Raw genomic sequence first — 13,913 nt, 5'->3', positions numbered from 1 at the left:
AAATCTTCAGCGTGCGCCCGGCTATTTGGGCGTACGTAAATTTCCACGAGACCCTGCGTATGTCTTTACGAAATATTTTTGGTGCTTTATTGCTTAGCACAATGTCAGCGACGGCGACTGCAAGCGTCACGCTGTTGGGCAGTCGTATTATTTATCCGGCGCCAGCCAGCTCCATCAATATTCAATTTAAAAATGACGATAACATTCCCTATGTTATCCAGACCTGGTTTGATGATGGCGATATGGATGCCAAACCGCAGCAGATTAATCGCGTACCCTTTATTACCACTCCACCGGTATTTCGTATTCAGCCGAAATCAGGGCAGGTCGCGCGTATTGTCCTGAGCCAGTCAGAGAAACTGCCGCAGGACAGAGAGTCCGTTTACTGGTTTAACATGCTGCAAATTCCGCCCACATCACAGGCTGCCGCAGATAAAAATGCCATGACGGTGATGCTGCGCAATCGGGTGAAATTTTTTTATCGTCCTGCGGCTATAGGCAAACCGGGAAATATTTTAAACGGCATAAAAGTCCGCACTCTTTCTGATCCTCATAAAGGCAGCGGACTGCAGATCGATAATGCGCAGCCCTGGCATGCTTCATTCGTCGCTATTTCGATACGCATGATGGGGAAAAACGTTGAGTGCGAACCCGTGATGGTTGCCCCCTTTTCCACACATACCTGCTGGTTCAGTCATACCAAACAACGCCTACAGGGTGTAGGCAGCGTCAAACTCGACGCGATTAACGATCAGGGAGCCAGAATAAGTGAAAGTTACCCCATCAACTCCCAGTGAATTGAAACTCCCCTTATTCGTGCTGACCGTTTCATTCTATTGTTCAACGCCCGTCTATAGCGATGAATATTATTTTGACCCGTCGCTGTTTAAAGGCTCGGCTTTCGGTCAAAACATCGCGCAATTCAACCAAAGCGAGTTGCCGGCGGGCCATTATCTGGTCGACGTTTATTTAAATAATAGACTCGTGTCATCCAGCGTGAAGCTGGAATTTTTGCCCTCCGCACCAGGGAAAGTGGTAGAGCCGTGCTTGCCCTTTGCGTTGATTAAACAGATGCAGTTAAAAAACATCACGCGGCAAATAGCTCATCAATGCGCTCCCCTTAGCGACTGGACGCCGCAAGGCAACTGGGATTTTGATGCCGCCGCATTACGCCTGAATATCACCTTGCCCCTGTCAGCGCTTAACCGCACGCCACGCGGCTATATTCCACCCGAACAGTGGGATGCCGGGATGACGGCGTTGTTCCTGCGCCATAACACCAATTACACCTGGACAGAAAACAGTGCTGCCGCCTACCGCTATCAATACCTGTGGAGCGGGATCACCGCAGGCACCAACATCGCCACCTGGCAGTTGCGTCATCAGGGCAATCTCCGCTACCTCAGCAGCAGTCTGGGTGGCAGCAGCTATCGCTACAACAAGGTGCGAACCTGGGTGCAACGGCCGTTAGCGTCGATCAATAGCCAGATCTCCCTTGGCGATAGTTACACCGACAGTTCGCTGTTTGGCAGTCTGCCATTTAATGGCCTGAAACTCGCCACTGACGAACGTATGTGGCCGCAAGGCAGGCGCGGTTACGCTCCTGAAATCCGCGGCATCGCCACCACTAACGCCCGGGTGGTCGTAAAACAGTTGAACAAAGTGATCTATGAGACGGTGGTACCGCCTGGCCCGTTTATCATTGATGATCTCAACAACACTCGCAGCCAGGGAGATTTTGAGGTTGAGGTGATTGAAGCCAACGGTAAAATCGCCACCTTCACGGTGCCCTACTCCTCGGTTCCTGATTCGGTGCGTCCGGGCAACTGGCATTACTCGCTGGCCCTGGGCCGTGTCCGCCAATATTACGCCGTTAATAATGCTTTCTTTGAAGGCGTGATGCAGCACGGCGTGAGCAATAGTTTGACGGCAACGGTCGGTTCACGGCTGGCGGAAGATTACCAGGCGTGGCTTCTGGGCGGTGTCTGGGCAACCGGCGCAGGTGCATTAGGTCTCAACACCACGTTTTCCCTGGCAAAGGCAGAAAATGACCAGCGCACCTCGGGTTGGCGTGCAGAGTTGAGCTACAGCAAAACCTTTCAAACTGGCACCAACCTGGTACTCGCCGCCTATCGATATTCGACTCGTGGATTTCGCGACCTGCAGGATGTCTTAGGGGTTCGGCGCCAGCAACAAGCGGACATCAGCTACTACTCAGACTCGCTCAACCAGCGTAATCGCTTATCGGCGACACTCAGCCAGTCAATGGATGCGTATGGCTTGGTCAGTTTAAGCGCCAGCACGGCCGACTATTACAACAACCAGTCACGCATCACCCAGTTGCAGTTTGGCTATAGCAACAGCTGGCGCAATATCAGTTACGGTATCAATGTGGCGCGTCAACGCACCTGGTGGAATACCCAGCAATTCAACGTGAGCGTCAACGATAACCTCGACAGCAGCCGCCAGCAGCGATACAGCGAAAATACCCTGTCAGTGAATATTTCAGTGCCGCTTAACTGGGGCGCGGGGCTTTCGTCTCTGGCCTACAACTACAACCAGTCAAAACAGAGCCAGTCTTCGATGGTGTCACTGACCGGTTCAGCAGGCGAACAGCGCGATTTCTCCTATTCGCTCTACGGAGGAACTGAGCATTACCGCAATGGCGTCAACGGAGAAGCAAGCTCCTTTGGGGGCAACCTGCAGCAAAACACCCGTTTTGGCGCAGTCCGCGCCAACTACGGCCAGGGGGATCACTATCGCCAGGTCGGTTTGGGTACGTCTGGCACTTTACTGCTGCATCGTGGCGGTCTCACCGCTGGGCCTTTCACCAGCGATACATTCGCGTTGATCCATGCAGAGGGCGCGCAAGGTGCGGCGGTTCAAAACGGGCAAGGTGCAATTATCGACCGCAACGGATATGCGCTGTTGCCCTCACTCACTCCTTATCGTGAAAACACGGTCAGCCTCGATACGTTGCACATGCGCGCCGATGCCGAGTTAAACGGCGGAAGCCAGCGTGTGGTTCCTTACGCTGGTGCCGTGAGTCAGGTTAGTTTTGCCACCTTACGCGGCACCGCAGTGTTGATTTCACTGAATACCACCGAGGGAATGGCACCGCCGATGGGCGCCGAAGTGCGTGATGCCTCCAACACCGTGATTGGCGTTGTCGGTCAGGGAAGCCAACTTTACGCGCGCGTTCCGCATGACTCCGGCAGTCTGCAAATCAGCTGGGATGGCAATACTCAACGCTGCGCCGTCAATTATCAAATCACCGGAAAGGCGCAACAGGCGCTTATACTTCTCAATGGTACTTGCAGGACGCTATAACAAGTGAAAATTAACTCTCTCCTGGTTGTGCTGCTGATGCTGCCCCTGACGTCATGGGCTAATTGCATCAAAGTCACCAGCACTTCATCACTCTCTGCCGCCGCTAAAGCTGCAGGCTATACCGCAGCCTCCTGGGCAGGTGCCTGTGATACCTGTTCAGGCAACGTGGGATTGCCTTCAGTAATCAGTATTAACAGCGGCACCTCATTTCAGCCCGCAGGGTCATTGCTGGCGAGTTCAGTGGGGTCGTTTCTCAGCGCCGCCAGCAACACCGATTACAGCCCCAATCAAATCCTCTACCGCTGTGCGGTGGCGGATGCAGGCAGTCTGTATGAGATGTACGCCACCAACGGCGACAGCGCTTATGCCGGCATGTACGCCAGCAGCGAGGTCAGCGGGGCTTATTACGACGTGGCGAAAAACGTGGCGGTGCGCATGACCAATCTGAGCACTGGCGAGTATTACAGTCGTTACTGGAAGTCACGCCAGTTTACCGCTGACAGTTGGTACTCCGACGGCACCTACATTTACATTCCGGCCAGCGCGTTTAGCAATGTGCTGTACGAGATGTTCAAAATCAGTTCAACCAGCTATTACGCCAATGGCGATAACCGCTATAGCGATCTTTGGACGCAACCGCGCGGCTACATTGCTTTCAAAGGCCCAGGTCTGGACACCAACAGTCTGGCGGTAGGCCAGGACAGCGCCAGCTATTGGTACGGATTTTACGGCAACTGGCCCGCCGCCTGGAGCACTTATCGCAACGTGACCTATGTGCGTGGCGCGCTGTGTGAAGTACAAAACTACCCTTCTGTGGTGCTGTTGCCGACCATTAGCGTGAATGCGCTCAAGGCGGGCGGCAGCAGCCAGGTACCGTTTTCCATCACATTGCAGTGTGAAACGGGCGCGCGATCCAGCACCAGTACCTCCACCAGCACTGCCGCCAATGTCGCGATGGGCTTGCTGGTGAATCAGCCCAATGCGGTGACACAGGCGACACAGTTAGGTTTGACCACCAGCGGCGGTGGATTAACCTGGCTGCTGGATAATCAATATGGCAGCAGCGGCGTGGCCTCGGGTGTGGGCATTAAAATTTATAACGCTAGTGGTTCTGCCATTAATTTATTGCCCAACCTCGCCAGCACTGGCAGCGGGAATACGCGCGGCTGGTATGCCTATACCGATCTCACCTCGCTGGTCTCTTCCGGCAGCAGCAATATTTACAGCGGTGATTTTTTGGCTTCGCTTGAAGCCTTAAGTGGACAAACAGTGACAGCAGGGACAGTCAATGCGCAGTTGCAAGTTGTGGTCAGTTTTCAGTAACACATTGGCGTTGAGCAGCCTGTTATTCGCCGTTCACGCCATGGCCGTGGTGAATGTGGATAGAACACGCATCATTTTTAATGCCGGTGAGAGCAGCCAGGCGCTAAATATAAAAAACGGTGCTGATACCCCCTCCGTGGTGCAGATCTGGAGCGATGACGGTGATTTGATGCAGTCCCCGGAATTGAGTACTGCGCCCATTTTTGCCATGCCGCCGATGATGAAACTCGCACCCGATGAGCAGCGTGCGATTCGTCTGGTGCTTACTTCACGCCAGTCACTGCCGGAGGATCGTGAGAGCCTTTACTGGCTGAATATTTATCAGATTCCCGCGCTGAGCAGGCAAACCGGCAGCGCCGAACAAAAAATCCTGTTGCCGTTGCGATTGCGGCTTAAGATTTTTATCCGACCGGCGGCGCTAGGTGCGCCTCAGCCTGAAGATGTGCAGAAGCTGCGATTTGTCGTGCACGAACGCCAGCTAACAGTAGAGAATCCAACGGCGTGGTATATGAGCTTAAGATTACATATTGCCAATAAGTTCAAAGTGGATGATGTGCTGGTGGCGCCTTTTACAAAGCAAACCCTATTATCAACACACGCCTTACTTCCCAGCGAGACGGTCCAGTATGAAGTTATTGACGATAGGGGCAATCCAGTGAGTTTTACTACCCGCACATTTGAACAGGACCATTAATCAAGGGTAATAATTCTGTCTGCAGACTCTATCGTGCTTTTTCGGTGCGCAACAATGATGCGCGTGATGTTGAGTGCCCGAATAGCCCGATTCACACTTGCTTCGTTTATCATTCGACACGATCGGGGAAATCTAGCGGTAAAGCTGTAGATAAAAACATTAGTACGAAAAGGGATATATTTACGACTACATGCCAAAGGTTTGGCCGTGTTCATCAAGCCATCATCCATAGTGGTAATCAATCAGCGTGTCAGATCAAATTTACGCGCGATATATTTATTCAACTTAAGACCTAGCGTAATAAATGTCGTTAACGATGTTATCATGACAATCATCTTAGAGAGTTCATATTGTGGCGTGTAATCAATAAAGCCAGGAACAATGCAGGCCCCACTCAAAAACCAATTCCCAATCATAATAAGCACAGATAAAATAAAGCATTTTGTTAATAAATACATAGTTCACCTATCAGCACCCACTCAAGGCTAATGAGTGGGGAAATAACAGCTATCGATAACAGGAATCGTCCAATTCGCTGGAATGACAGTTTCCAGAGGATTTGTCACTTCCATCATTCTTAGTGAGAAAGATTCAGCAGCAACAGTAAAACATCATTTAATAAGCTCTTGCAAATTCATATTTTACACAAAGCTTCCATTTTGTATGAAATACCACCAAAGACCTTAAAATAAAATAATCAAGTCATTGTTTTAAATTTATTTTATTATTACCTGTTCACTGGAGTAATTTATCCATTTTTTGGAGTTACATCACAAAATCTTCTGCTCAATGACGACGCAATATTTCACGAAAAACAGTTCAATGTAAGAAATTCCACATTATATTTACCGATTACCCTTACAGGCATCAGTAAGAATATCTGGTATTGCGAAACCCTTTCAATGTAATAGGCGGCGATTGCAATAGCCGAATAAAATTCATTTTTATATTTCAATCACCCTATTAGCAGCGCTCATTTATGTGGGCGTTACGACAATATTTTAATGAAGTTGTTAATTGAGCTTGATAGTCGTCGCAGGCAAATAACGCAGTGCATCAGCGAGTACCACCTCATTGGTTAGTCCGCAGCCCATTGCACTTGTTACGAAGACACGCGGCTGATATTTCGTTGGCCCCTTGCAGTAGTGTAAATGCTCATGGTGAAGATGAACTGAATTGTGATCGTAAGCAGGTCTTTAAAACGAAAAAAACCTGCTTCGCTCCCTCAGGATGCTCAGCAGGCCGGCACTGCGGGATGAGTGGTAAGACGCTATTGGCTGTCGGCTACACCACACCAGCGTACCAGGAACAGCGCTTTGGTGCAGGCCGTAAGAGTGAGTTAACCTTGCTGCTGATGAATTGCCGCCAGATAGCAGCCGAATCGCGCACTATGGGCGTGGACATAAACGGTTTCAGGCCGCTGCAGCAACGCTAAAACTGTTTGCTCCACTGCATCGCCCGTCACCAACTCTGCGGCGATAATACAGTGCTCATGATTGAAAGCCCGCAATGAGAGTTGACGCTTAACGAGATACTCCGGGATCTCGTTATGGAATAGACCAGATTGAGTACAGCCTTCATGAATGAAAATAGCGTGCTTCCCCTGGTAGGGTGATTGCGCGGGTTGATAAGTGTGATTGAGTAAGATTGCGTTCTCGCCCGAGGGAACATCCTTCAAACCAATACGGTCTGGCAAAGCCGAGTTGTGGCTAGCTAACACTCTGCGTGCGTTGTACTGCGCCAGATATTCATCATCCTGCCCGTATAAATGGGCGAAATCGCTGCTATTCAATCCGCTGATAATGTAATGCATACTGCCTCCTGCTCTTAACATGGGTTCATCAGCAGTAAACGTTATCGAGCCCTCTCTTGCTCGCTGGAAACAGTCAGAGAATTATTGATTACACCCGCAACTGCATCAACCGACTTAGCTCAATCAGCCTGTGTTTGCTAAAGTAGTCGACATCAATCATGAAAACGCTGCATTTGCATGTTTACACGGGAATTTGACCATGCCAGATTACATCTTCTATAAAAAAGATGAGGTCGTAGCCACCGTCGAGAGATCCGATGTTGAGAGCGCCGTCTTACTCATTTCACAAGGCTATAAAAAGTTAGATGAAGAGATCGAAGCAGCGACGCCAGAAGCGGCGTTAAAGCGGTTAGCGGATGTCCAAAACCAAGACAATATTACTCATCATGCTTTCGTTACAGGGTCAGTATTTACCTCCATCGTGAATGCGCTGTTCAAATGATTTTCCTTCACCTGCGTTGTGCAGCTGAATCTTATGCGATATGAATAACCGCAGCATAATTAACTCACTAGCATAGTGTCACCGCATAATATAGCGCAATATAAAACCCAACCCCTCCATCACGACACAATCAATTATTTCACCCTGAGATCACTTTGACAGAATATACCTTCATCGCTACGCTTTTATGCAAGGATATATGTCTCAAACTTGCACATCTTAAAAAATTTTCCTAAGGTGTCCGCCTTTCAGCCTCTTATAGCTTTCATTTCCATTGGTGAATTATTCGGCTGCGAAAGCTATAAGATCGCTCTAATTTTACTCATGGAGGTTTATGAGCACCGGAACGATTTCTAAACAATCTGACTTAACCGTAGATGATATTACGGTTATTGATAATAAATTACTCAAACGCGCTGTGAGCGCTGCTGCGCTAGGCAATACCATGGAATGGTTTGATTTTGGCGTATATAGCTATCTTGCTGTAATTATCGGCCAGGTCTTTTTCCCCGGCGCCAGTAATACTGCGCAGTTAATCGCCTCTTTCGGTACCTTTGCCGCCGCGTTTTTAGTTCGTCCGATCGGAGGCATGGTATTTGGGCCGTTAGGCGATCGCTTTGGGCGGCAGAAAGTGCTCGCCTTCACCATGATCATGATGTCGATCGGCACCTTCTGCATCGGCCTGATTCCCAGCTATGCCAGTATTGGTATTGCCGCGCCGATTCTGTTGCTGGTGGCGCGTCTGGTGCAGGGTTTCTCCACCGGCGGCGAATACGGTGGCGCAGCGACCTTTATCGCGGAATACTCCACCGATAAGCGCCGTGGTTTTATGGGCAGCTTCCTGGAATTCGGTACACTGGCGGGTTACCTGCTCGGTGCCAGCCTGGTCACCGGCATGATTGCGCTATTACCGCATCAGGCCATGATGGATTGGGGCTGGCGTATTCCGTTTTTCCTCGCCGCACCTCTGGGATTATTTGGTCTCTATATTCGCCTGAAACTGGAAGAGACGCCGGCATTTAAAGAGCATATGGATAAGCGAGAAGAGCTTGAACACAATAAGCCTCAACTGAGCTTGTTGCAGATGCTGCGTGTACAGAGTAAACCGTTGTTAAAATGCATTGGTCTGGTGCTGTTATTTAACGTATCCAATTATATGTTAACTGCCTATATGCCTAGCTATTTAACCGGCGTATTGGGTATGAGTGAATTATCCGGGCTGATGCTGGTGATGGTCATTATGTTTATTATGATGCCATTAACGTTGATGTGGGGACATTTAACCGACCGCATGGGCCGTAAGCCGGTCATTGGCTTAGGGGCATTGGGATTAATCCTGCTGGCTATTCCCAGCTATATGCTGATTGGCTCAGGTAATATGATGCTGGTATTTGCCGGCCTGGCCATATTAGGTTTATTACATACCTGTTTTAGCGGCACCATGCCCGCCACGCTACCGGCACTGTTTGTCACCGACATTCGCTATAGCGCATTAGCGATTGGCTTTAACTTGTCGGTGTCGTTGTTTGGCGGCACCACACCGTTGATCACTGCCTGGCTGGTGGACACCACACACAATGCCATGATGCCCGCTTATTACATGATGGGAGCCGGGGTTGTCGGCCTGATTACTGTGTTAACGCTCAGTGAAACAGCGCGCAAGCCGTTGAAAGGCTCGTCTCCTGCTGTTGCCAATAAGGCGGAAGCGCATAAGCTGATAGATAAATTACGTAAGCAGCGCGGCCGCAAGGTCCAGCAACATAAACCAGCATAATCTTCGAGGCGGCCATCAGGTCGCCTTTCTTCTATATCCTTCCCTGATTAGCGAAGCGCAAGGCGTCGATAATTTCCTAAACCCATCTGTTCGCGCCAGAAAAGCGCAAAATATCGACTATGATCTGTTCTCAGTCATTTCGTGTCGTCCCGCTGTAAATCGTAATCAGCCAGCATCTTTAAACGGAACGTAGACCGCTTGGTGTCGTCCATTGCCCTTGCGAGGGTTAAACGAGGCAATTGAATGGAATTCAGATCATTTGAAAAATCCTGGGGAGCTGAGATTCAGGCAGATGGCAGCGTGCTATTTCGCTTGTGGGCACCAGGTCAGCAACAGATTACCTTGCGTCTCGCCGATGGCGATCACCCTATGTCAGCCTCCGACGACGGCTGGTATCAACGGCAACTGAGTGGCATACAACCCGGTGCGACCTACCATTTTGTCCTGGCGGATGGCACGGAGGTGCCCGATCCTGCCGCGCGCGCACAGCAATCCGAGGTGAATGGCCCTTCAGTGGTGATCGACCCTCGTCACTATGCGTGGCAACACACCGATTGGCGCGGACACGCCTGGCAAGAAACGGTGGTGTACGAACTGCATATCGGGACTTTCACACCCGAAGGTACCTTTCAGGCCGCTATTGCCCGCTTGCCCTACTTGCAAACGCTCGGTATCACCATGATCGAGGTGCTGCCGGTATCGCAGTTTGGTGGTAATCGCGGTTGGGGTTACGACGGCGTGCTGTTGTATGCGCCGCATTCCGCTTACGGCTCGCCGGATGATTTCAAAGCCTTCGTAGATGCCGCACATGGACACGGCCTGTCGGTGGTGCTCGACATTGTGCTCAATCACTTTGGCCCTGAAGGGAATTATCTGCCGCTGCTGGCCCCTGATTTCTTCCACAAAGAACGCATGACACCCTGGGGCGCAGGCATCGCTTATGATGTTGATGCCGCACGTCGTTACATCGTTGAAGCGCCACTGTACTGGTTGCAGGAGTATCACCTCGATGGCCTGCGCTTTGATGCCATCGATCAGATCGAAGATACCTCCAGCCAACATGCGTTGATCGAGATCGCTGAACGCATTCGTCGTGAGATAACGGACCGCCCTATCCACCTCACCACTGAAGATTCACGCAATGTCACCTTCCTGCATCCACGCGACAAGCAGGGCCATGCGCCGCTGTTTACCGGCGAATGGAATGATGATTTCCACAACGCCATCCATGTGTTTGCCACCGGTGAAACCCATGCCTACTACCAGGATTTCGCCGATGTCCCTGAAAAGTTGATCGCGCGCATTCTGACGGAAGGTTTTGCCTATCAGGGCGAAATTTCGCCGCAGAGCGGTCAACGGCGCGGCGTACCCAGTGCGGCACAACCCCCGGTTGCCTTCGTCGACTTCATTCAAAACCACGATCAGGTGGGCAACCGCGCGCAGGGTGATCGCTTGATTACGTTGGCCGGCACCGATCGCACCAAAGTGCTGCTGGCCACGCTGTTATTGTCACCGCATATCCCTCTGATGTTTATGGGCGAGGAGTATGGCGAAACCAACCCATTCCTGTTCTTCACCGATTTCCACGGCGATCTGGCCAAAGCAGTGCGTGAAGGACGCGCGCGCGAGTTTACCGGCCATGCGGGCCATGACGACAGCGTGCCCGATCCCAATGCGGAAGAGACTTTCAATCGGTCAAAACTCGACTGGAGCAAGCTGGAGAGTGAAGACGGCAAAGCCTGGCTGGCATTCTCCCGGCAATTGCTGGCATTGCGTCAGCGCCACATTGTGCCGCTGCTGGATAAAGCGGGCGGTCACAGTGGCAAGGTGCTGAAAACGGCCAAAGGTTTTATCGCGGTGAGCTGGCAGTTCCCGCAGGGCGAGCTCTCATTGGCGCTGAATATCAGTAAGCAGGCACAACCCTTACCGACCATGGCAGGCATAACCCTTTTTGCCTGGCCGCAGGAGAATGATGTGTTGCCGCAACATGCCATTGTGGTGCGTCTGGCACAGGGAGAAAAAGCATGACGATTCCTTCAGCAACCTACCGTCTTCAGTTCCGCAACGGCATGACCTTCGATCGCGCCATTACCCTGCTGCCTTATTTGCAGCGGCTCGGTATCAGCCATCTTTACGCCTCGCCAATCTTCACTGCCACCACCGATTCCACGCACGGCTATGATGTCACCGATGCCAATGAGATCGATCCCGCTCTGGGCGGACGTGACGGCTTTAACCGACTGTCGGCGGCGTTACAGCAGGCAGGCCTCGGCTTTATTCTGGATATCGTGCCAAACCATATGGCGGCATCACTGGAAAATACCTGGTGGCGCGATGTGATTGAGCATGGCGAAAACAGCCAGTATGCGCGCTATTTCGATATCGATTGGTCGCGTCGCCTGACGCTCCCCTTCCTCGGCGAAGATTTTGAACGCGTTCTGCAAAACGACGAATTGAGCATTCAACCTCATCCGCAAACCGGCCATCCGGCGCTGGCTTACTACGACAGCTTTTATCCCCTGACGCCCGCCAGCTGGCAAGGTCGCGCCGACGAGGTGCTGGCCATCAACGATCGCGCAGCCATTGCCGAGTTGCATCAGCAGCAGCCCTGGCAGTTGATCAACTGGCGTGACGCACGAAAAGATCTCTCCTACCGACGCTTCTTTGAAATCACCGGGCTGGTCGGCGTACGGGTCGAGGATGAAGCCGTGTTCAACGCCTCACACGCATTGATTCTGGAGCTGGTTCACAACGGCGCTGTGAGTGGTTTGCGTGTCGATCACGTTGATGGTCTGGCCGATCCACAAGGTTATCTTCAGCGTTTGCGCCAGGCCGCAGGTGCAGATTGCTACATCACGGTTGAGAAGATTCTGGCGGAAGAGGAGCAGATTCCGGCTGAATGGCCCATTTCCGGCACCACCGGCTATGAGTTTATCGCTGCGCTTTCACATGCGTTGATCGACGATACCCAGATTGATGCATTGCATCTGGCCTATGAAGCCGTCACCGAAGAGCGGAATGATGTCAGTGCTGGTCTGCGCGCCGCCCGTGAATTGATGGTTGATCGCAACTTCGCCGGTGAATTTTCACGCCTGCTGGCGATCGCGACCGGGGTGGCACATTTAGAACAGCGCAATTTTGGCGAAGCAGAACTGCATGTTGCCCTGCGCGAGCTACTCATTGCCTTCCCGGTTTACCGCACCTATGGTCGCCCGGCAGGCATGCCGCTGGCTGGTGAAGCACTTCTCCAGCAAGTGCTGGAAACGGTGAAGTTTAGTGCGTCCCCGTCTGCACTCAGTTTCCTGCAGGCCATATTACTCGGTGCGGTCTCGGAACAAAGCGAACCGGATGCCGCTGATTTCCGCACGCGCTTCCAGCAACTCACCGGCCCGTTGATGGCGAAATCGGTGGAAGACACCCTGTTCTTCCGCAATCACGCCATCCTTGCCATCAACGAAGTCGGCGCGGAACCGCTGCCGCATCCCTTCTCGGTGGAACACTTCCACCAGCAGATGCAAAACCGGTTGCATCATCAACCCGACGCACTTTCGACCACGTCAACACACGATACCAAACGTGGGGAAGATGCCCGGGCCCGACTCTATTCGCTGAGCGAAGCACCCGCACGCTGGGCAGAGAACGTCACGCGCTGGCGTGAATTGAATCAAACCAGGGTGCTCACCCTAAACGAAGGCCCGGCCCCGGAACCCGCAGTGGAATGGATGCTGTATCAAGCGCTGGCCGGTGCGTGGCCCGCTTCCTTGCATCCAGATGACCACGAAGGATTGCGTGCCCTTGAGACACGTTTTTTACCTTTTGTGGAGAAAGCACTGCGTGAAGCCAAGTTGCGTACCGACTGGTCAGAAGGCGATGAAGCCTACGAGCAGGCGGTGCTGGGCTACGCACAGCATCTGTTATCACCAGAAAACCAGGCATTCCTGAAGGACTTCTTCGCGGCAATTCAACCTTTCGTCGATGCCGGCCTGATCAACAGTCTCACTCAGACGGTGATTAAACTCACCGCGCCAGGCGTACCGGATATTTATCAGGGCAGCGAAGCGCTGGATTTCAGTCTTGTTGACCCTGATAACCGTCGCGAGCCCGATTACGCCGTGCTGGAGGCGCAACTTGTTGATCGCAGCCGTCCTGATTTCACTCAGCCCGCAGACTGGCGCAGCGGCAAACTGAAACAGCAGATGATTGCGCGCTTATTGCACCTGCGTCTGGATAAGCCGCAACTGTTTCGTTTCGGCGATTATCAACCGTTGTATGCCACAGGCGCGCATCCGGAGCATCTGATTGCCTATGCACGGCAGGATAGTGAAAACAGCCTGATCGTCGTGACGCCCCGTCTGATGCTGGAAAGCACGACCTGGGCTGAGACGTCCATTCCCCTGCCTGAGTCGCTGGCTCATCGGCACTATCGCAACCTATTTAGTGGTGAAACCTTCGCGCTTAACGAACAACTTTCTTTAGATAACTTACCGCCTTACGCGCCACTGGTGCTGATTGCCAGTTAATAACAAGCCTGTATTTC

Annotated in this window: 9 protein-coding genes; 8 read left to right on the top strand and 1 reads right to left on the bottom strand. The window is 52.0% G+C overall.

The window, feature by feature from the left end; translation table 11 throughout:
• The first annotated feature begins 59 nt into the window (after window positions 1-59).
• From IAE30_RS03010 to IAE30_RS02995, 4 genes are read left to right on the top strand one after another with little or no spacing between them, the layout of a single operon-like run.
• Window positions 60-797 (top strand): fimbria/pilus periplasmic chaperone, encoded by a 738-nt coding sequence (locus tag IAE30_RS03010; RefSeq protein ID WP_200678256.1) that lies wholly within the window; start codon window positions 60-62, stop codon window positions 795-797.
• Window positions 769-3,330, top strand: a complete 2,562-nt coding sequence (locus tag IAE30_RS03005) for a fimbrial outer membrane usher protein (protein WP_370585454.1) — start codon at window positions 769-771, stop codon at window positions 3,328-3,330. The genes IAE30_RS03010 and IAE30_RS03005 overlap by 29 nt, the downstream gene beginning before the upstream one ends.
• A 36-nt stretch (window positions 3,331-3,366) precedes the next feature.
• On the top strand, window positions 3,367-4,653 hold the full coding sequence (gene stbD, locus IAE30_RS03000; RefSeq protein WP_234472676.1) for a fimbrial usher protein StbD: 1,287 nt from the start codon (window positions 3,367-3,369) through the stop codon (window positions 4,651-4,653).
• The gene (locus IAE30_RS02995; RefSeq protein ID WP_200678260.1) at window positions 4,619-5,347 is read left to right on the top strand and encodes a fimbrial assembly chaperone; all 729 of its coding nucleotides are present in this window, start codon (window positions 4,619-4,621) and stop codon (window positions 5,345-5,347) included. Before stbD ends, IAE30_RS02995 begins: the two co-directional genes overlap by 35 nt.
• Window positions 5,348-6,686: 1,339 nt before the next feature.
• On the opposite strand, the gene IAE30_RS02990 is transcribed toward IAE30_RS02995, so the two are convergent.
• Complete coding sequence (locus IAE30_RS02990; protein WP_200678261.1) at window positions 6,687-7,160, bottom strand: DUF1203 domain-containing protein; 474 nt, start codon at window positions 7,158-7,160, stop codon at window positions 6,687-6,689.
• A 199-nt stretch (window positions 7,161-7,359) separates the two neighbouring features.
• Between IAE30_RS02990 and IAE30_RS02985 the strand changes: the two genes are divergently transcribed.
• The 4 genes from IAE30_RS02985 to treY all read left to right on the top strand — a co-directional run bounded on the left by IAE30_RS02985 (window position 7,360) and on the right by treY (window position 13,896).
• Window positions 7,360-7,602, top strand: a complete 243-nt coding sequence (locus tag IAE30_RS02985; protein ID WP_200678262.1) for a hypothetical protein — start codon at window positions 7,360-7,362, stop codon at window positions 7,600-7,602.
• Between the two features lie 334 nt (window positions 7,603-7,936).
• Window positions 7,937-9,376, top strand: coding sequence for a glycine betaine/L-proline transporter ProP (gene proP / locus IAE30_RS02980; protein ID WP_200678263.1), 1,440 nt, complete (start codon window positions 7,937-7,939; stop codon window positions 9,374-9,376).
• A 243-nt stretch (window positions 9,377-9,619) separates the two neighbouring features.
• Window positions 9,620-11,404, top strand: coding sequence for a malto-oligosyltrehalose trehalohydrolase (gene treZ / locus IAE30_RS02975; protein WP_200678264.1), 1,785 nt, complete (start codon window positions 9,620-9,622; stop codon window positions 11,402-11,404).
• On the top strand, window positions 11,401-13,896 hold the full coding sequence (treY, locus tag IAE30_RS02970; protein WP_200678265.1) for a malto-oligosyltrehalose synthase: 2,496 nt from the start codon (window positions 11,401-11,403) through the stop codon (window positions 13,894-13,896). Before treZ ends, treY begins: the two co-directional genes overlap by 4 nt.
• The last annotated feature ends 17 nt before the right edge of the window (window positions 13,897-13,913 follow it).

This window comes from Pantoea sp. S61, from assembly GCF_016625145.1.
Lineage (GTDB): Bacteria > Pseudomonadota > Gammaproteobacteria > Enterobacterales > Enterobacteriaceae > Pantoea > Pantoea rwandensis_B.
This window is presented reverse-complemented; position numbering and strand designations above follow the sequence as displayed.

Coding starts and splice junctions, on each gene's coding strand:
- IAE30_RS03010 (WP_200678256.1), top strand. CDS start 60: ATGTCTTTACGAAATATTTTTGGTGCTTTATTGCTTAGCACAATGTCA.
- stbD (WP_234472676.1), top strand. CDS start 3,367: ATGCTGCCCCTGACGTCATGGGCTAATTGCATCAAAGTCACCAGCACT.
- IAE30_RS02995 (WP_200678260.1), top strand. CDS start 4,619: ATGCGCAGTTGCAAGTTGTGGTCAGTTTTCAGTAACACATTGGCGTTG.
- IAE30_RS02990 (WP_200678261.1), bottom strand. CDS start 7,160: ATGCATTACATTATCAGCGGATTGAATAGCAGCGATTTCGCCCATTTA.
- IAE30_RS02985 (WP_200678262.1), top strand. CDS start 7,360: ATGCCAGATTACATCTTCTATAAAAAAGATGAGGTCGTAGCCACCGTC.
- proP (WP_200678263.1), top strand. CDS start 7,937: ATGAGCACCGGAACGATTTCTAAACAATCTGACTTAACCGTAGATGAT.
- treZ (WP_200678264.1), top strand. CDS start 9,620: ATGGAATTCAGATCATTTGAAAAATCCTGGGGAGCTGAGATTCAGGCA.
- treY (WP_200678265.1), top strand. CDS start 11,401: ATGACGATTCCTTCAGCAACCTACCGTCTTCAGTTCCGCAACGGCATG.